Genomic DNA, 17,715 nt, shown 5'->3' on the forward strand with positions numbered 1-17,715 from the left:
GGGCTCTCCTTCTAGATGTCGAGCACGAGGGTCTCACCCTCGGCGGCCCGGGAGACGCAGGGCAGCAGGGCGCCGGCGGCGCGCTGTTCGGGAGTGAGGCGGCGGTCCCGGTGGTCGGGCCGACCGGCGAGCAGGCGCACCTCACAGGTGCCGCAGAAGCCCTGGTGGCAGGAGTACGGGAGGTCCGGACGGGCCTCGCGCAGCACATCCAGGGCGGAGCGGTCGGCGGGGACGTCCAGCGTCGGGCCGTCGGCGCCGATCCGGACGGCGAAGGGCTCGCCGTCGGTGATCGGGGCGGCGCCGAAGCGCTCGAAGTGCAGGGAGGCCGCGGGGGATGCGTCCAGGGCCCGCTGGACGGCGGCGAGCATCGGAGCCGGCCCGCAGCAGTAGACGGCGGCGCCGCGCGGGGCGTGGGCGAGCAGTTCGGCGCCGGTGGGGACGCCGCCGTGCTCGTCGTCGGTGCGCGGCACGACGCGGTGCGCGTCGAGGGCGCGCAGCTCGTCCGCGTAGGGCAGGGTGTCGGCGCTGCGGCCGACGTGGACCAGGCGCCAGTCGAGGCCGTGGCGCTGCGCCTCGCGGGCCATCGGCAGGAGCGGGGTGATGCCGATGCCTCCGGCGAGCAGGAGGACGGCGGGCTCGGCGCAGAAGGCGAAGCCGTTGCGCGGGCGGCGGGCGGTCAGGCGGGCACCCGGGTGCAGGGTGTCGTGGACCTCGGCCGATCCGCCGCCGCCCCCGGGCAGTCGCCGGACGGCGATCCGGTAGCGGAGGCGGTCGGCGGGGTCGCCGCTGAGCGAGTAGTGGCGCTCGCGGCCGGAGGGTAGGGCGAGACGCAGGTGGGCGCCGGGCTGCCAGGGCGGCAGCGGGCCGCCGGATGGGTCGGCGAAGGTCAATTCAACGACTTCGGAGGCCAGTTGGCGGCGGGCGGCGACGGCCAGCTGCAGCGGCGGGGTGGGGCGGCTGAGCGGGCGGCGGGGGTTGCGCCGCAGCAGGGGGCCGCCGAGCGCCGGGGAGTAGCGGTCGCCGAAGGCGGTGAGTCGGCGGATTAAGGTGTCGGTGCGGGGGCGGCCGTAGAGGTCGGGGGGTGGGGTGGACAGGTCCATCCGGCGGGGTCCTTGGGGTGGGAGAGGGGCGGTTGTCACCCGTGCGCCGCCGCGGCGCGGGCGGCCGGGGAGGTGGCGAGGTAGCCCAGCGCCTGGCTGGAGGACCCCTCCTGGGTCGGGTGGTAGCCCGGCCGCAGGTAGCGCAGCCCGGAGCGGATCGAGCGGATCGGGTCGGGCAGCAGTCCGCGCCTGGCGATCCGGCCCGCCTCCCGCCAGCTGGGCTTGAGCCGCCCCTGCAGCGTCGGGTCGGCGGCGAGCAGGAAGCGGGCGCCGCGCACCCAGAGGTGCACCAGCAGCGGCCCGGACAGTGCCATCCCGCGGACCCGGCGCAGGTAGCCCGGGTCCAGGTGGACCATCAGGTCGAAGGCCACGCTGCGGTGCTCGACCTCCTCGGCGCCGTGCCAGCGCAGCAGGTCCAGCATCGTCGGATCGGCCTTGGCCCGGTCCAGGCCCGGGGAGTTGAGCGCCCAGTTGCCGAGGAAGGCGGTGAAGTGCTCGATCGCCGCGACGAAGGCGACCCGTTCGATGACGTTCTCCCTCCGCTGGGCCGGCGTCAGGCCGGGCTTGTCGCCCAGGACGCGCTGGAAGAGCCAGGAGACCTGCCGGACGTACGGGCGCGGGTCGAGGCCCTGGCCGAGCAGGTGGTCGAGCACCTCCTGGTGGGCCTCGGCGTGGATGGCCTCCTGCCCGATGAAGCCGAGCACCTCCTCGCGCAGTTGCTCGTCCCGGATGAGCGGCAGCGCCTCCTTGAACACCTTGACGAACCAGCGTTCACCCTCAGGCAGCAGCAGGTGCAGCACGTTGATCACGTGGGTGGCCATCGGCTCGTCCGGGATCCAGTGCAGCGGCAGCCGGGCCCAGTCGAAGCGGACGTCCCGGGGCTCCAGGACGAGGCTCTCGTGGACGCGCGCGGCAGGGGCGGCGAGGGCGGGGACGGGAGTGGAGCGGGGCATGGCAGGCCCTCCTGAGCTGGGGCGGCGGCTCGGCTTCAGGGAAACGTACTCGCGGGTAGCGGCCGGGGCAAGGGTTTCTCCCACCCTTATCGACATCCCGTCTAATAGTGTTTGCACCGCCGGGCGCCCCGGGAAACACGTGAGCCCCGCCGGATCCCGGCGGGGCTCCCTACGTGACCGACGACCGTGCGGCGCTCAGACCGCCATGGCCAGCATCAGCGGCGCGGCCCGGGCCGCCAGCAGCTCGGCGGCGGCTTTCAGCTTGTGGATGTTGTCCACCGGCATCGAGGTGGCCAGGCAGCCGACCGTGCTGCCCGCCGTGATCGGCACCGCCGCGCAGACCGTGCCGAGCGCGTACTCCTGGATGTCCAGCACCGGCACCGTGGCGGGCTGGCGCTCCAGCCGGTGCATCAACTGGTCGGCGTCCGTGACCGTACGGGAGGTGAGCCGGGCGACCGGGTGCCGGGAGAGGTGGTCCCGCCGCCCGTCCGAGTCGAGCTGGCTGAGCAGGCACTTGCCGATCGCACTGGCGTGTGCGGTGGCGCGGAAGTCCACCCACTCCTGCACGGCGGGCGCGTAGTCGGCCGCCGAGACCGCCTCGACCGTCAACTCCCCGTCGTGGTACCGGCTGAAGTACACCGCAGCACCCAACTCGTCCCGGAGTTCGGCAAGTTTGCGGTTCAGCCGGGCCTTGACGAGCTGTTCGCGGTTGTGCTGCCCGAGCAGGGCGAAGGTGCCGCCGAGCACCCAACCGCCGTCCTGGCACTGGAGGTAGCCCTCGATCTCCAGGATCTCCGCGAGCCGCCGGACGGTCGGCAGGCCCAGCGAGGTCTCCCGCGCGAGGGCGACCAGGGTGGCGCCGTCGGGGTGCCGGTCGACGGCCTCCAGCAGTCTGAGGGCGTGCTGCAGGGAGGTGAACGGGCCCGCCAGGCCCTGGTCCAGCGCGGCGTGACGACCCGGGGCTGGTGTCGACATGTCGTCCCCTTCCGATGTCCCCCCACGGAGCGACCGCGGGCAGTCTCCAGCCTATCCACCCCGGGGGCCGGTCGACTGCCGTCCGTGAATATCCGTGAACATTCCGTGGAGCAACCGCCGGTCGCCTGGTAGAAGGGGCGCACCGACCCGCCCGGCCCGCGCCCCCGCCCCGCGCGGCCCGCGCCCTCGGCCCGCGCGACCCGTGCCCGCGACCTGCGACCTGCGACCCCGGCCCGCATGAGCCGGGCCCCCCGGAACGCCCGACGGGCCCCTCCCCCACTGCCCGGGGGGGAGGGGCTCGTCGGGCGGCCGCCGGGGTGCGGGCCCCGGCGGCCGTGAGGGTGCGGACGGATGGTCCGGTGAGGGCTTCCGGGGCGTCAGCCCTCGTCGCCCGCGCGGAGCCTGGCGACGGCCGCCTCGAGCCGCGCGCCGTACTCCTCGTCGGCGGCGTGGAAGTGGGCGAGGTTCTTCTCGACCACGTCGTCCCGGGCGACCTGCGACAGGGAGCCCGCGATGTTGTTGATCAGGCGGGTCTTCTCGCCCTCCGACATCAGCCGGTACAGCTCGCCGGCCTGGAAGAAGTCGTCGTCCTTGGTGTGGGCCGGCGTGGTGTAGGTGCCGGTGTGGCCGTCCAGCTTGAGCGGCGCGGCGAGCGCGCCGTCGGTCTGGACCGGGCCGTCGTACGAGTTGGGCTCGTAGTTCTTGCCGCGGCCGGCCGGGTTGAGCGCGTTGTGGCCGTCGCGCCCGTAGTTGTTGGCCTCGGTGGCGCGCGGGGCGTTCACCGGCAGCTGGGTGTGGTTGACCCCGAGGCGGTAGCGCTGGGCGTCGGCGTAGGCGAACAGCCGGCCCTGGAGCATCTTGTCCGGGGACGGGCCGATGCCGGGCACGAAGTTGTTCGGCGAGAACGCGGACTGCTCGACCTCGGCGAAGACGTTCTCCGGGTTCCGGTTGAGCACCAGGCGGCCGACCTTGACCAGCGGGTAGTCGGCGTGCGGCCACACCTTGGTGAGGTCGAAGGGGTTGAAGCGGTAGTCCGCGGCCTCGGCGACGGGCATCAGCTGGACGTAGAGGGTCCAGGACGGGAACACCCCGCGCTCGATGGCCTGGTGGAGGTCGCGCTGGTGCGAGTCGGCGTCGGCGCCGAGCACCTCGGCGGCCTGGTCGCCGTCCAGGCTGCGGATGCCCTGGTTGGTCTTGAAGTGGTACTTCACCCAGTAGGCCTCGCCCTCGGCGTTGACCCACTGGTAGGTGTGCGAGCCGTAGCCGTTCATGTGGCGGTACGAGGCCGGGATGCCGCGGTCGCCGAAGAGCCAGGTGATCTGGTGGGTCGAGGCCGGCGAGTGGGCCCAGAAGTCCCAGACGTTGTCCGCCTCCTGCACGCCGGTGTACGGGTCGCGCTTCTGCGAGTGGATGAAGTCGGGGAACTTGATCGGGTCCTTGATGAAGAACACCGGGGTGTTGTTGCCGACGAGGTCGTAGTTGCCCTCCTCGGTGTAGAACTTCACCGCGAAGCCGCGCGGGTCGCGCACCGCGTCGCCGGCGCCCAGGTTGCCGGCCACGGTGGAGAAGCGCAGGAAGAGTTCGGTGCGCTTGCCGACCTCGGACAGGAAGGCCGCCCGGGTGTACTTCGACACCTCGTCGGTGACCTCGAAGTAGCCGTACGCGCCGGAGCCGCGGGCGTGCACCACGCGCTCCGGGATGCGCTCGCGGTTGAAGCGGGCGAGCTTCTCCAGCAGGTGCTGGTCCTGGAGCAGCAGCGGGCCGTACTCACCGGCCGAGGCCGAGTTCTGGTTGTCGGCGACCGGGGCGCCGGACTCCGTGGTCAGGGTCTTGGACATGGAGGGTCCTTCGGGTGTCGATAAGGCGGTGCGTGGAGAGGTGGAGCGGGCGCGCGAGCCCCGACCCGGGAGACGGGCCCCGGGCCAGGCCGTAAGACAGGCCCTAGACGCCCAGCAGGCGCCACAGCGCCGAGCGGCGGCGGGCGGAGTGCTCGCCGTCCGGGCCGTCGGCCGGCTGGAGGGCGGCGGCCAGCGCGTCGGCCTCCTCGGAGGTCAGGCCGGCGTCGGCGAGGGCGGCCGCGGCCTCGGCGGCCGGGACCGCGTTGAACCAGCGCAGTGCGAGGGCCGCGCGGCCGGCCTCGGTGAGGCGGCCGGTGAGCCGCAGGCGGGCGAGGCCGCCGTCCGGGTAGACGTTGATCCGCACGTGGGTCACCGGGCGGCCGACGTCGAGCCGGAAGCGGTGCCGGGTGTCGGGCTGCAGGCGGGTCCGGGGAAGGATCTCGAACCACTCACCGTCGGCCGGTGTCTGTGAAGTCGCAGCCTGCCCGGTCGAGGCGTCGAAGCCGATCAGGTCGGCCCAGCCGGGGGCGTTGGCGACGAAGTGGGTGGTGTCCACCTCGGCGGCCAGGACCTCGCCGCCCCCGGCCAGGGCGATCTGCACCCAGTCGTTGGCCTTGTCGCGCCGACGCCGGGTCTCCCAGCCCTCGCCCATGACGGAGGCGCGACCGGGAGCGTTCAGGTTGTGCGGGGAGGAGAAGTAGCGGTCGGACGCCGCCTCGGCCACGCCGCCGTACTCCTGGGCGGCCAGGTCGAAGGTGAGGCCGTCCAGTTCGCGCGGGTCGGGCAGCACCTCACCGTGCACCCGCAGCCGGGCGACGCCGCCGTCCGGGAAGATGCTGAGCCGCACGTGGGTGTAGCGGGTGTCGTCCTGGACGGCGAACTCGTGGGCGGTGTCGCCCCGGAGCGGGGTGCGCGGCACGATGACGGTCCACTCGGCGTCCTGCAGTTCCTCGGGCGAGGGGTGCCCGGGGACGGAGGCCGCCTCGACCGAGGCGCTCTCCGGGTAGTTGCCGGTGAAGTGGGCGGTGTCGACGATCACGCCGCGGATCACGCCGCCGACGCCGAGCCGCACGATCGTCCAGTCGTGGTCCTGGTCGGTGGGGTGCGGCTGTTCGGCGGAGACGCCGCGGCGGCGCTTGGACTCCCAGCCGTCCATGATCTGGCCCTTGTGGCCGAAGGTGTGCGGGCGGAACTCGGCCGGCTTGGCCACCAGCAGGTTCTCGGCGTCCGCGAAGGTGTCCTCGTTGGTGGCGACGACGCCCGCGCCGAGCAGTCGGGAGGCCAGGTTGACCAGCTCGGTGAAGGGAGCGCTCGGGGTGTCGGCAGTGGTCACTGACTCTCCTCGGAAGACGTGTCGGTTCAGAAGGCGGTGCCGGCTCGGTCGCCGCTCCGGGTCGGGAAGCGGCGCCGGCTCAGGAGGCTTTTTCGGGGCGGGAGTCGGCGGGGCGGGTGAGCTGGCGCCCGAAGGGCTCGGCGCCGGTGTCCACCGCGCGGCCGCGCAGCCAGGTGGTGCGGACGGCACCGGTCAACGTCCTTCCCGCGTACGGGGTCACCGGGTTGCGGTGATGCAACTCACCTGCGTGGACGGAGAATTCGCCGTCGGGGTCGAAGGCCACCAGGTCGGCGTCGCAGCCGGGCGCGATGGCGCCCTTGGTGCCGGTGAGGCCGACCAGTTCGGCCGGTCCGGTGGACATCCAGCGCACCACGTCGGCCAGGGTGTGACCGCGGCGGCGGGCCTCGGTCCAGACGGCGGGCAGGCCCAGCTGCAGCGAGGCGATGCCGCCCCAGGCGGCCGCGAAGTCGCCGCTGCCGCCGTACTCGGGCAGCAGCTTGAGGTCGGGGGTGGACGGCGAGTGGTCGGAGACGACGGCGATGAACTCTCCGTCGGCCAGAGCCTCCCAGAGCGCGTCCCGGTTCGCCTCGTCGCGGATCGGCGGGCAGCACTTGAAGGCGGTGTCGCCGTCCGGCACCTGCTCGGCGGCGAGGGTCAGGTAGTGCGGACAGGTCTCCGCGGTCACCCGTACGCCCTCCTCGCGCGCCCGCCGCAGCAGCGGCAGCACGGCGGCCGAGGAAACGTGCAGGATGTGCACCCGGGCGCCGGTGCGCCGGGCCGTGCGGAGCAGGTGGGCGACCGCCGCGGTCTCCGCGCCGGGCGGGCGGGAGGCGAGGAAGTCCCGGTAGTGGACGCCGGGTTGCTGCGGTGCGGCGGCGAGCACGGCCGGGTCCTCGGCGTGGATGATCGCCAGTGCCCCGATCCGGGCCTGCTCGGCCAGGGCGGCCTCCAGGTCGGCGGCCTCGACGTGCGGGAACTCGTCGACGCCGGAGGGGGCGAGGAAGCTCTTGAAGCCGAACACGCCTGCCCGGTGCAGGGGTTCGAGGTCGGCGACGTTGCCGGGGACGGCCCCGCCCCAGAAGCCGAGGTCGACCCATGCCTGGCCCTCGGCGGTCTTCCGCTTGACGGCCAGCCCGTCGACCGTGGTGGTGGGCGGGATCGAGTTGAGCGGCATGTCGATGATCGTGGTGACGCCGCCGGCCGCGGCGGCCCGGGTGGCGGTGGCGAAGCCCTCCCACTCGGTGCGGCCGGGCTCGTTGACGTGCACGTGGGTGTCGACCAGGCCGGGCAGCAGGGCGGTGTCGCCGAGGTCGACGAGCTCGCCGTCGCCGACCACCAGCGATCCGTGGGCGGCGACCTGCTCGATCCTCCCGTCCCGGATCAGCACGTCCGCGGGGCGCTCACCGGTGGGCAGCACCGCCCGGCGGGAGCGGATCACCGCTGGCTGGCTGAACGGCATGGGGACCTCCGAAACCTGGAACTGGGGGGATGGGGGTACGCGGGGACACACCGGACCACACGGCCCGGGGAGGCGCTCGCGGGTGGTCGGAGTGGGTGGGAACCGAAGGATTGCCGGGAGCCTAGGGCCGCCTTCAACAAAACGTCAATGGAGGAACGTACGAGGGATCAGGCCGGCAGAAGCGCTCCGGCCAGCTGCTCCCCCGCCACCTCGGCCAGCTCACCGGCCCTGGTCATGCTGTCCCCCGGCTGCTCGGCCAGGTCGGTGAGCGCGATCGCGGCGGTGAAGCCGGCCGCCCGCCACTCGGGCTCGGACAGCTCCAGCCGACCCGCCACGGCGGCCACCCGAACCCCCGCCCGAGCAGCCGCCGCGGCGACTCCGGCGGGGGCCTTGCCGTGGAGCGTCTGTGCGTCCAGGCAGCCCTCGCCGGTGACGACGAGACGTGCCCCACGCACGGCCTCGTCGAAACCCAGCAGTTCGAGCAGCAGCTCGATACCGGGTCGCATGGTGGCGCCGAGCAGTGCGAGGGCGGCGAAGCCCACCCCGCCCGCGGCCCCGGCGCCGGGGGCCTGCCGCACGTCGCGTCCGGTGACCGCGGCCACCTGGTCGGCGAAGCGGGTCAGCCCCTCCTCCAGGACCACCAGGTCGTCGCCGTCGGCCCCCTTCTGCGGGCCGTACACGGCGGTGGCGCCGCGCGGTCCGAGCAGCGGGTTGTCCACGTCGCAGGCGACCACGACCTCGACGCCGGTCAGCAGACCGGCCAGCGGCCCGAGCTCGATCCGCTCCAGGCGGCGCAACGCGGCGCCACCGGGCGGCAGTTCGACGTCGTCGGCGTCCCGCAGGCTGACTCCGAGCGCCTGCACCATGCCGGCGCCGCCGTCCGTGCAGGCGCTGCCGCCGAGGCCGAGGACGATCCGCTTGGCGCCCCTGGACACCGCCCGGCCGATCAGCTGGCCGACGCCGTAGGAGCCGGCCGCGAGCGGGGCGGTCCGGCCGCCGGGCAGCCGGGCGAGGCCGGAGGCCTGGGCCAGCTCGACCACGGCGGTGTCGCCGCGGACGGCGAGCGCGGCGTCCACCGGCAGACCGGTCGGACCGGCCACCTTGGCCGGGACGCGGTCGAAGCCGGCCGCGAGCGCCGCGGCCAGGGTGCCCTCGCCGCCGTCGGCGACGGGCAGTTCGCGCACCTCGGTGCCGGGCGCGGCGCGCCTGATGCCGGCGGCGATCCGGGCGGCGACCTCGGCACCCTCGAGGGTGCCCTTGAACTTGTCCGGCGCTACGACCACGTGACCCTGGTGGGGGGTGGGGGGCATCGGTGGTCCTCACTTCCGTACGGGGTCTGGCGGTGGTTCGACAAGCATGTGTCCGGTGGCCCGGGGAACGCGACCCCCGCCCGGGTGGTGCGGCCAGGGCCGCGGAGGTGCGGCGCGGGCCGCGGAGGTGCGGCGCCCCCTCCCCGCCGTTCCCCTCGTCCCGCTTCCGACGTACGAGGGGCTCCCCTCGGCGGGGAGGGGGCCGGGCGACACGCAACAGGCACGACCGAAGTGCCCCCGGGGGAGGGTGTGCGCGTCACCGGCTTGGGTCGACCGGCGGGCGGGCGGATGAGCCCCTGCCCGCACGCCGGTCGGGCCTGGCCTCCTGGCGGCGCGGGCACGACCGGATCAGGTACACGCCGCCAGGAGGAGTCTGTCGGGGCGCCGGGGCCCCTTCGTCACTTGACCGCGCGGGTCGGTTGAGCCCGCGGGTCAGTTGACCGCGTGGGTCAGTTGACCTCGCGGGTCACTTGACCTCGCGGCCGGAGAGCCGCTCGACGCCGCGCAGCAGCGCCGAGTGGTCGAGCGGGCCGTCGCCGTTGGCCCGGGCGGAGGCGACCAGCTGGGCCACCACGGCGCCGACCGGCAGCGCGGCGCCCACGGCACGGGCGGCGTCGGTGACGATGCCCATGTCCTTGTGGTGCAGGTCGATCCGGAAGCCGGGGGCGAACTCGCGGTTGAGCATGTTCGCCTTCTTGCGGTTGAGCACGGTGGAGCCGGCCAGGCCGCCGCCGAGCACGTCCAGCGCGGCGGCGAGGTCGACGCCGGCATTCTCCAGGAACACCACGGCCTCGGCGAGCACCTGGATGTTGACCGCGACGATCAGCTGGTTGGCGGCCTTGACGGTCTGGCCGGCGCCGTCCGGGCCGACGTGGACGACCGTGGTGCCCAGCGCGTCGAACAGCGGCTTGGCCTCGGCGAAGTCCGCCGCCTCGCCACCGACCATGATCGACAGCACCGCCTCGATCGCGCCGGCCTCGCCTCCGGAGACCGGGGCGTCCAGGGTGCGCACGCCCTTCTCGCGGGCGGCCTTGCCGACCTTGATGGAGGTCTGCGGGGTGATCGAGGACATGTCGATCACGAGGGTGCCCGCGCCGACGTTCTCCAGGACACCGCCCTCGCCGAGGATGACCGCCTCGACGTGCGGGTCGGCCGGGACCATGGTGATGACGACCTCGGCGTCCTTCACCGCGTCCGCGATGCTGGCGGCGCCGTGGCCACCGGCCGCGACCACGGTGTCGATCGAGGCCTGGGAGAGGTCGAAGCCGGTCACGTGGTGGCCGGCCTTGACCAGGTTGACGGCCATGGGCTTGCCCATGATGCCGAGGCCGACGAAGGCAATCTTGCGGGAGGCGCTCATCGCGTCGGGTTCCTTACGTGTGCGGGTGGGAGGGGTGGCTTTCCGGCGGCCGTCGGGCGCCGCGCTGCGGGGGCTGCCGGACCGCCTGGGCTGCCGGACTGCCGGACTGCCGGGACTGCCGGACCGCCTGGGCTAGCGGGCCGCGCGCAGCTCGCGCGGCAGCCAGCCGAAGCTGTCCGCACTGACGCCGGTGGAGGGGCGGTACTCCAGGCCGATCGAGCCCGTGTAGCCCGCGGCGCTGAGCCGGGCGAAGAGGTCCTCGAAGTCCAGCTCGCCGGTGCCGGGCTCGTTGCGGCCCGGGTTGTCGGCGATCTGCACGTGGCCGATCCGGTCGGCGTAGGTGTCGATCACCGCCGCCAGGTCCTCGCCGTTCTTGGCCAGGTGGTACAGATCGCAGAGGAACTTGGCGTTCCCCAGGCCGGTGGCGGCGTTGACCTTGTCGACCACGTCGACCGCGGCGGCCGCGGAGACCAGCGGGTAGTCCGGCGACTCGGCCTTGTTGAGGGCCTCGATCAGCAGGATCGCGCCGATCCCGTGCGCCGCCTCGGCGGCGAGCACCAGGTTCTCCAGCGCGAGCGCGTCCTGCTCGGCCGGCTCGACGCCCTCGATCCGGTTGCCGTACAGCGCGTTGAGCGCGGTGGCGCCGAGCGAGGCGGCGAGTTCCGCGGCGACCGGGACGTTGGCGCGGAACCGGTCCCGCTCGGACGGGACCGAGACGGTGCCCCGGGCGCCCCGGCTCAGGTCGTCCAGGAAGTTCAGGCCGGCGAGCCGGACGCCCGCCTCACCGAACGCCTTGCGCAGCGCGTCCAGTTCGGCCTGGCTCGGGGTGTGCTCGGTGCCGAAGGGCCACCAGAGCTCGGCGGCCGTGAAGCCGGCCGCGGCCGCGGCCGCGGGTCGCTCCAGCAGCGGGAGTTCGCCGAACAGTATCGACAGGTTGACCGTGAAGCTGTGCTTGGCAGCCGCCGTCACGTCCATCACCTCTCACTCTCTCTTCCTTCATCCGCAACTTCCACGATCCGGAAGAGGGATTCTGTGTGGTGGAAGCATCTCCGGCCCGGCGAGGCAGTGTCAAGGCTGTCGCAACATTTTGTTGAAGCGGCCGGGAGGGGCCCGCCACCAGCACCCCTGGCTGTTCGATCGCCCAGCCCCTGCCCCCGTCCACCCCCCGCTCGATACAGTGAGCACGTGCGATTGATGGTGGAGTTCACGACAGAACCGTTCGAACTGGACACGTTCCCGGAGCACGCCGCGGCGGCCCGCAAGGTCGTCGACGAGGCCGGCCTGGACGTGTTGGTCGGCCCCTTCGGAACCGGCGCCGAGGGCGAGGCCGAGCAGGTCCTCGCCGCGGTGACCCGACTGCTCCGGGAGACCCTGGACGCCGGGGCGACCCGGATCTCGGTCCAGGTCAGCCTGCTGGGCGAGGAGGGCGGTACGCCGTGACCGAGCAGCACGTGGAACACCCGCTCGCCGCGGCGGTCAAGCCGCTACTGGCCGCGGTCGGTGCCACGCCCGTCCCGCTGGACGAGGCGAAGGCCGAGGACGTCGTCCTGGAGTGGGAGGGCACCCCGGCCCTGGCCGTCCGGCTGCCGCACCTGAGCAGTGCGCTGGACCGGCTGCTGGCCGAGATGACCCGGCAGTTCGACGGCCGTCCACTGGCCGAGCTGGACCGCTGGGAGAAGCAGCGGGTGGTCGCCCTCCTGGAGGAGCGCGGCGCCTTCACCGTCCGCCACGGGGTCGAGACGGTCGCCTCGGCCCTGGGCGTCAGCCGTTTCACCGTGTACAACTACCTGAACCGCCAGGACGGCTCGAAGCCCTCCTGAGCGACCCCGGGCCGCCCCTGGCGGTCCGCCGACCGGGTGACCCCGCCGGTGCCGAGAAGTCTGGATCGGCGCACGGCGGGGCACACTTGGCGAATCGCACACGAAAGGGCCCCGCACCGGGGGCCGGTTCAAAACGTAACCACCAACCGTTCAACAAACTGTTGACGGCCGGGTGGGGCCGATCTAGCTTTTCCGGGTGGCACCACTCTTCAGGAGGTCCACCCGTGACCAACCACCCCCACGCCCTTGACGCCCTGGCCGCGGCCGATGCCGCCGAGCTCGAAGGGATCCTGCTGGAGGTCTGCTCCAGCCCCCGTTGGGCCGCCGCCGTCGCGGAGGCCAAGCCCTGGTCCAGCCGTGAGGCCCTGCTCGCCGCCAACGCGGCGGCGATGGCCGGACTGACCGCCGCGGACCTGCGCGACGCGATGGCCGGACACGCCCGGATCGGACAGCCCAAGGCGGGCGACGCCACCTCCGAGCGCGAACAGGCCGGGATCCAGGGCGTGGACCAAGCGGTCCTCGACGAACTGCACGAGGCCAACGCCGCCTACGAGGCCAAGTTCGGCCACGTGTTCCTGATCTGCGCGACCGGCCGCACCGCGGCCACCATGCTCGCCGCGCTGCGCGAGCGCCACCCCAACGATCCCGCCACCGAGGCGGAGATCGTCCGGGGCGAACTGCGCAAGATCAACGACATCCGGCTCAACCGCCTCCTCGACGCTTCCTGACCTCTCGTCAAGAATGCTTCGTGGGCGGTCCGACGCCGCCCGTGCGCCGCTCTTTACCATTTCGACTGACGCGCGATCATCTCTGCCATCAGTAAGGTCACTTCACCCATGACTGGCATCTCCACCCACGTGCTCGACACCAGCCTCGGCCGCCCGGCCGAGGGTGTTCCGGTCGAGCTCGCACTGCACACCGAGGGTGGCTGGCAGGTGCTCGGCACCTCCGCCACGGACTCCGACGGCCGGGTCAAGGACCTGCCGGCCGTGGAGGCGGGCTCGGTCGTCCGGCTGCTGTTCGACACCGCCGCCTACTACGCGCGCAAGTCCGAGGAGCCGCCGTTCTTCCCCGAGGTCTCGATCGTCTTCACGGTCGCGCCCGCGCAGCACCACTACCACGTGCCGCTGCTGCTGAACCCGTTCGGATACTCGGTCTACCGCGGAAGCTAGTAGACCGACCTTGAAGCTTAGGAGCCTGTCATGGCCCACGTGCTCGGTCAGAACCAGTACGGCAAGGCGGAGAACCGCATCGTCCGGGTCTACCGCGACTCCACCCGGCACGAGATCAAGGACCTGAACGTCTCGGTCGCCCTCCAGGGCGAGTTCGAGGACGTCCACCTCACCGGGTCCAACGCCAACTGCCTCCCCACCGACACCACCAAGAACACCGTCTTCGCCTTCGCCAAGGAGTACGGCATCGACTCGGCCGAGGCCTTCGGCATCCTGCTGGCCCGGCACTTCGTCGACGACACCGAGCGCGGCGTCGTGCACAGCGCCCGGATCCGGATCGAGGAGTACGCCTGGGACCGGATCAAGACGCCGGACAGCTCGGCCCGCTTCATCGGCTCGGAGGAGGTCGGCCACTCCTTCGTCCGCAGCGGCCAGGAGACCCGCACCACCGAGGTCGTCTACGACGGCGAGAAGGTCCAGGTCATCTCCGGTCTGAAGGACCTGATCGTGATGAACTCCACCAACTCGGAGTTCTGGGGCTACATCAAGGACAAGTACACCACCCTCCAGGAGGCGTACGACCGCATCCTCGCCACCCAGGTCACCGCCCGCTGGAAGTACGGCTACAGCGGTCGCGACGGCGAGGCCCAGCCCAACTGGAACCGCTCCTACACCCACGTGAAGCGGCACATGCTCGAGGCGTTCGCCGAGACCTACTCCTACTCGCTGCAGCAGACCCTGCACTCGATGGGCACCCGGGTCCTCAACAACCGCGCCGAGGTCGACGAGGTGCGCCTCGAACTGCCCAACAAGCACCACTTCCTGGTCGACCTGGAGCCCTTCGGGCTGAAGAACGAGAACGAGGTCTACTACGCCGCGGACCGCATGTACGGCCTGATCGAGGGCACCGTGCACCGTGAGGGCGTCGTACCGGTCATCCCGGTCGTCTGACCTCCCCCCACCGCGCCACCCGCTTCACCCCTGCTCCACCTCGCTCCACCTCGCTCCACCCCGCTCACCCACGGCCTCCGCCCGGAGTCGCCGCACCTCCGGTCCGCACGGGCCGGTCGAGTCCGGGCGGACCGCACCACCCGCACCACCTGTTTCTCCACCCCCACCAACCGGAGTTCGTGTCTGCCTCACGGCGGCCGGCCCGGGGCACTGGAGAAGCGCCCCGAGGGATCCTTGCTCCGCCGTCCCGCCCTCGGGGGGTCTCCAGCGCCACGGGCGCGCCGGGAGCCACGGGCACAAGAGGGGCTCGACATGGCACCCAGCACCACCAGCAGTAACGACGGCGGTTCCACCCCAGCAAGAACCCCAGGCCTGGACGGCGACTCAACCCGCCTCCCCGGCAAGCCGTCCGGGTCCGGTACCCACCCCGGTACCCACCCCGGTATCCACCCCGTGGACGAGGTGCTGCCCCCGGTGAAGCTGTTCTCCACCGGGCTCCAACACGTCGCCGCGATGTACGCGGGGGTCGTCGCACCCCCGCTCATCGTCGGCGCCGGCGTCGGACTCTCCGCCGCCGACCTCGCCCTGCTCATCTCGGCCAGCCTGTTCACCGCCGGACTGGCCACCCTGCTCCAGACCCTCGGCATCTGGAGGATCGGCGCGCGACTGCCGTTCGTGAACGGCGTGTCGTTCGCGGGCGTCGCGCCCATGATCGCCATTGCCGAAGAACACGGACCGAAGGACGCCCTCCCGGTGATCTTCGGAGCGGTGATCGTCGCGGGGGCCCTGTGCTTCCTCGCGGCGCCGTACTTCTGCAAGCTCATCCGGTTCTTCCCCCCGGTCGTCCAGGGCACCGTGATCACCCTCATCGGGGTGTCCCTGCTCCCGGTGGCGGTGAACTGGGCGCGCGGCGGCTCGCCGGGCGCCGCCGGATACGGCTCCATGCGGGCCATCGGCCTCGCCGCGATCACCCTCGTCGCGGTGGTGCTCTGCAACCGGCTGCTGCGCGGCTTCTGGCAGCAGCTGTCCCTGCTCATCGGTCTGGCGTTCGGCACCCTGATCGCCTTCCCGCTGGGGCTGGCCGACTTCGGCGCGGTCCAGGACGCGAAGGTCTTCGCGCTCCCCTCCCCGTTCCACTTCGGCGCGCCCGCGTTCGACGCCGCCGCGATCGTCTCGATGTGCATCGTCATGGTGGTCTCGATGACCGAGTCCACCGCCGACATGCTCGCCCTCGGCAAGATCGTCGAGCGCGAGGCCGACGAACCCACGCTCGCCGCCGGCCTGCGGGCCGACGGACTGGCCACCGCGCTCAGCCCCGTCTTCAACGGCTTCGCCGCCAGCGCCTTCGCCCAGAACATCGGGCTGGTGGCACTGACGAAGATCCGCAGCCGCTTCGTGGTCGCGGCCGGCGGAGGCATCCTGATCCTGCTCGGGCTCTTCCCGGTGCTCGGATCGCTCGTCTCCCTGGTGCCGCAGCCCGTCCTCGGCGGCGCCGGGATCGTGCTCTTCGGCACGGTCGCGGCGAGCGGGATCCGCACCCTCGCGGAGGCCGGCATGGAGTCGAGTGCCAACACCATCCTGGTGTCGGTCTCGCTCGGCGTCGGCATCATCCCGATCGCCGTGCCGAACTTCTACGACTCCTTCCCGGAGGCCGTCCGGACCCTGATGCACTCGGGGATATCCGCCGGCTGCGTGATGGCCGTCCTGCTCAACCTGCTCTTCCACCACGTCGGGGCCGCCCGCCGGTCAGGACCGGAACCGGAATCCAGATCCGGCCAGGCCCCCGGCGCGACGGTGCCGACGGCGACACCGTCCTGACCGGTCCGGGCAGGGGCGCGCACCGTGCGGTGCGCGCCCCTCCCGACCCTCCCCCCATAGGAGTGACACCATGGCAGTCCAGCCCCCACCCGCCGACCAGCGGATCGTGATCGAGAACGTCGCGATCGCCACCGTCGACGCCGCCGACACCGAGTACGCCCGCGGCCACGTCGTCATCCTCGGGAACCGGATCGAGTCGGTCGGGGACGGCCCCGCCCCCAACTGGCTGGACAACGTGGTGCGCCGCATCAACGGCGAGGGCCACCTGATCACCCCGGGCCTGGTCAACACCCACCACCACTTCTACCAGTGGATCACCCGCGGGCTCGCCCAGGACAACATCCTCTTCGACTGGCTGGTCGCCCTCTACCCGACCTGGGCCCGGATCGACGAGAAGCTCGTGCACGCCGCCAGCCAGGGCTCGGCCGCCGCCCTGCTGAAGTCCGGCTGCACCACCGCCTCGGACCACCACTACGTCTTCCCCAAGGACGGCGGGGACGTCCTCGGCGCCTCGATCGAGGCCGTCCAGGAACTCGGTCTGCGCTTCACCGCGCTGCGCGGCTCGATGGACCGCAGCAAGAAGGACGGCGGGCTCCCCCCGGACCACGCCGTCGAGGAGCTCGACGACATCCTGGCCGCCTCCGAGGCCGCCGTGGACCACTACCACGACTCCTCGTTCGGCTCGATGCTGCACGTGGCGATCGCGCCCTGCTCGCCGTTCTCGGTCTCCACCGACCTGCTCCGCCAGTCCGCCGAACTCGCCCGCCGCAAGGGCGTCCGGCTGCACACCCACGGCTCGGAGACGGCCGAGGAGGAACAGTTCTGCAAGGAGCTGTTCGGTATGGGACCGACCGACTACTTCGAGTCGGTGGACTGGCTCGGCGAGGACGTCTGGATGGCGCACTGCGTCCACATGAACGACTCCGACATCGCCAAGTTCGCCGAGACCGGCACGGGCGTGGCGCACTGCCCGTCCTCCAACGCCCGCCTGGCCGCCGGGATCGCCCGGGTGCCCGACATGCTCGAGGCCGGCGTACCGGTCGGGCTCGGCGTCGACGGCACCGCCTCCAACGAGTCGGGCGAACTGGGCACCGAGCTGCGCAACGCGCTGCTGATCAACCGGCTGCACGGCTACCCGACCGCGCTGACCGGGCGTCAGGCGCTGCGGCTGGGCACCATGGGCGGGGCCCGGGTGCTGGGCCGGCAGAACGAGATCGGCTCGATCGAGGCCGGCAAGCTGGCCGACCTGGCGCTGTGGAAGATCGACGGCGTCATGCACTCCTCGATCGCCGACCCGGTCGCGGCCCTCACCTTCGGCGCGCTGCCGCCGCTGGCGGTGCTGTTCGTCAACGGCAACGCCGTGGTCGAGAAGGGCGAGCTGACCACCGTCAACGAGGACCGGATCGCCCGAGCCTGCGCCCGCGCCGCCAAGGAACTGGCTTCCCGGCCGGTGTGACGGCCCGACACCGAAGAGCTCCGGGGCGCCCAGGGACGGTGCGCACCCGGACTCCGTAGGCCCGGCAGGGCGTACGGACCGCGGCCCCGAACCCACGGCGAGGGTTCGGGGCCGCGGTGCATGTGCGGGCGGGGTCGGCGGCCGGGCGCTGGCGGACACACGCAGCCAAC

At 72.6% G+C, this 17,715-nt stretch carries 16 protein-coding genes; 7 read left to right on the top strand and 9 right to left on the bottom strand.

Annotated features, from left to right (window positions below; genetic code table 11):
- Positions 1–11: 11 nt before the first annotated feature.
- The 9 genes from HS99_RS06825 to HS99_RS06865 all read right to left on the bottom strand — a co-directional run bounded on the left by HS99_RS06825 (position 12) and on the right by HS99_RS06865 (position 11,303).
- Positions 12–1,100 (bottom strand): PDR/VanB family oxidoreductase, encoded by a 1,089-nt coding sequence (locus tag HS99_RS06825; protein ID WP_030552185.1) that lies wholly within the window; start codon positions 1,098–1,100, stop codon positions 12–14.
- A gap of 35 nt (positions 1,101–1,135) precedes the next feature.
- Positions 1,136–2,053, bottom strand: coding sequence for a metal-dependent hydrolase (locus tag HS99_RS06830; protein WP_033351831.1), 918 nt, complete (start codon positions 2,051–2,053; stop codon positions 1,136–1,138).
- A gap of 195 nt (positions 2,054–2,248) precedes the next feature.
- On the bottom strand, positions 2,249–3,028 hold the full coding sequence (locus tag HS99_RS06835; RefSeq protein ID WP_046387358.1) for an IclR family transcriptional regulator: 780 nt from the start codon (positions 3,026–3,028) through the stop codon (positions 2,249–2,251).
- A 377-nt stretch (positions 3,029–3,405) separates the two neighbouring features.
- Entirely contained in the window at positions 3,406–4,866 is a 1,461-nt protein-coding gene (locus HS99_RS06840; RefSeq protein WP_030282960.1) for a catalase, read from the bottom strand.
- 103 nt (positions 4,867–4,969) lie between these two features.
- A complete protein-coding gene (gene alc / locus HS99_RS06845; RefSeq protein ID WP_070043272.1) occupies positions 4,970–6,199 on the bottom strand; it encodes an allantoicase in 1,230 nt (409 codons plus the stop codon).
- 79 nt (positions 6,200–6,278) lie between these two features.
- A complete protein-coding gene (gene allB, locus HS99_RS06850; protein WP_030282964.1) occupies positions 6,279–7,658 on the bottom strand; it encodes an allantoinase AllB in 1,380 nt (459 codons plus the stop codon).
- 167 nt (positions 7,659–7,825) lie between these two features.
- Positions 7,826–8,968: a glycerate kinase gene (locus tag HS99_RS06855; RefSeq protein ID WP_037829275.1), complete on the bottom strand. Its 1,143-nt coding sequence runs from the start codon at positions 8,966–8,968 to the stop codon at positions 7,826–7,828.
- A gap of 466 nt (positions 8,969–9,434) precedes the next feature.
- Positions 9,435–10,328: a 2-hydroxy-3-oxopropionate reductase gene (locus HS99_RS06860; protein WP_030282968.1), complete on the bottom strand. Its 894-nt coding sequence runs from the start codon at positions 10,326–10,328 to the stop codon at positions 9,435–9,437.
- A gap of 132 nt (positions 10,329–10,460) precedes the next feature.
- Entirely contained in the window at positions 10,461–11,303 is an 843-nt protein-coding gene (locus tag HS99_RS06865) for a TIM barrel protein (protein WP_030552188.1), read from the bottom strand.
- Positions 11,304–11,522: 219 nt separating this feature from the next.
- On the opposite strand from HS99_RS06865, the gene HS99_RS06870 reads away from it, so the two are divergent.
- The 7 genes from HS99_RS06870 to HS99_RS06900 all read left to right on the top strand — a co-directional run bounded on the left by HS99_RS06870 (position 11,523) and on the right by HS99_RS06900 (position 17,545).
- Positions 11,523–11,768 (top strand): thiamine-binding protein, encoded by a 246-nt coding sequence (locus tag HS99_RS06870; protein ID WP_078656799.1) that lies wholly within the window; start codon positions 11,523–11,525, stop codon positions 11,766–11,768.
- Complete coding sequence (locus tag HS99_RS06875) at positions 11,765–12,148, top strand: helix-turn-helix domain-containing protein (protein ID WP_030282975.1); 384 nt, start codon at positions 11,765–11,767, stop codon at positions 12,146–12,148. Before HS99_RS06870 ends, HS99_RS06875 begins: the two co-directional genes overlap by 4 nt.
- A 224-nt stretch (positions 12,149–12,372) precedes the next feature.
- Complete coding sequence (gene uraD / locus HS99_RS06880) at positions 12,373–12,876, top strand: 2-oxo-4-hydroxy-4-carboxy-5-ureidoimidazoline decarboxylase (protein ID WP_050366448.1); 504 nt, start codon at positions 12,373–12,375, stop codon at positions 12,874–12,876.
- Positions 12,877–12,984: 108 nt separating this feature from the next.
- The gene (gene uraH, locus HS99_RS06885; RefSeq protein WP_030282979.1) at positions 12,985–13,320 is read left to right on the top strand and encodes a hydroxyisourate hydrolase; all 336 of its coding nucleotides are present in this window, start codon (positions 12,985–12,987) and stop codon (positions 13,318–13,320) included.
- A 30-nt stretch (positions 13,321–13,350) separates the two neighbouring features.
- A complete protein-coding gene (pucL, locus tag HS99_RS06890) occupies positions 13,351–14,271 on the top strand; it encodes a factor-independent urate hydroxylase (RefSeq protein ID WP_030282981.1) in 921 nt (306 codons plus the stop codon).
- Between the two features lie 312 nt (positions 14,272–14,583).
- Positions 14,584–16,089: a nucleobase:cation symporter-2 family protein gene (locus tag HS99_RS06895; RefSeq protein ID WP_078958666.1), complete on the top strand. Its 1,506-nt coding sequence runs from the start codon at positions 14,584–14,586 to the stop codon at positions 16,087–16,089.
- Positions 16,090–16,159: 70 nt separating this feature from the next.
- A complete protein-coding gene (locus HS99_RS06900) occupies positions 16,160–17,545 on the top strand; it encodes an 8-oxoguanine deaminase (protein WP_030552196.1) in 1,386 nt (461 codons plus the stop codon).
- Positions 17,546–17,715 lie beyond the last annotated feature (170 nt).

The organism is Kitasatospora aureofaciens (assembly GCF_001188955.3).
In the GTDB taxonomy this organism is placed as follows: domain Bacteria; phylum Actinomycetota; class Actinomycetes; order Streptomycetales; family Streptomycetaceae; genus Kitasatospora; species Kitasatospora aureofaciens.

Bases quoted from the DNA above. Each gene is read 5' to 3' on its own strand.
- HS99_RS06825 (WP_030552185.1), bottom strand. From the start codon at position 1,100: ATGGACCTGTCCACCCCACCCCCCGACCTCTACGGCCGCCCCCGCACC.
- HS99_RS06830 (WP_033351831.1), bottom strand. From the start codon at position 2,053: ATGCCCCGCTCCACTCCCGTCCCCGCCCTCGCCGCCCCTGCCGCGCGC.
- HS99_RS06835 (WP_046387358.1), bottom strand. From the start codon at position 3,028: ATGTCGACACCAGCCCCGGGTCGTCACGCCGCGCTGGACCAGGGCCTG.
- HS99_RS06840 (WP_030282960.1), bottom strand. From the start codon at position 4,866: ATGTCCAAGACCCTGACCACGGAGTCCGGCGCCCCGGTCGCCGACAAC.
- allB (WP_030282964.1), bottom strand. From the start codon at position 7,658: ATGCCGTTCAGCCAGCCAGCGGTGATCCGCTCCCGCCGGGCGGTGCTG.
- HS99_RS06855 (WP_037829275.1), bottom strand. From the start codon at position 8,968: ATGCCCCCCACCCCCCACCAGGGTCACGTGGTCGTAGCGCCGGACAAG.
- HS99_RS06860 (WP_030282968.1), bottom strand. From the start codon at position 10,328: ATGAGCGCCTCCCGCAAGATTGCCTTCGTCGGCCTCGGCATCATGGGC.
- HS99_RS06865 (WP_030552188.1), bottom strand. From the start codon at position 11,303: ATGGACGTGACGGCGGCTGCCAAGCACAGCTTCACGGTCAACCTGTCG.
- HS99_RS06870 (WP_078656799.1), top strand. From the start codon at position 11,523: ATGGTGGAGTTCACGACAGAACCGTTCGAACTGGACACGTTCCCGGAG.
- uraH (WP_030282979.1), top strand. From the start codon at position 12,985: ATGACTGGCATCTCCACCCACGTGCTCGACACCAGCCTCGGCCGCCCG.
- pucL (WP_030282981.1), top strand. From the start codon at position 13,351: ATGGCCCACGTGCTCGGTCAGAACCAGTACGGCAAGGCGGAGAACCGC.
- HS99_RS06895 (WP_078958666.1), top strand. From the start codon at position 14,584: ATGGCACCCAGCACCACCAGCAGTAACGACGGCGGTTCCACCCCAGCA.
- HS99_RS06900 (WP_030552196.1), top strand. From the start codon at position 16,160: ATGGCAGTCCAGCCCCCACCCGCCGACCAGCGGATCGTGATCGAGAAC.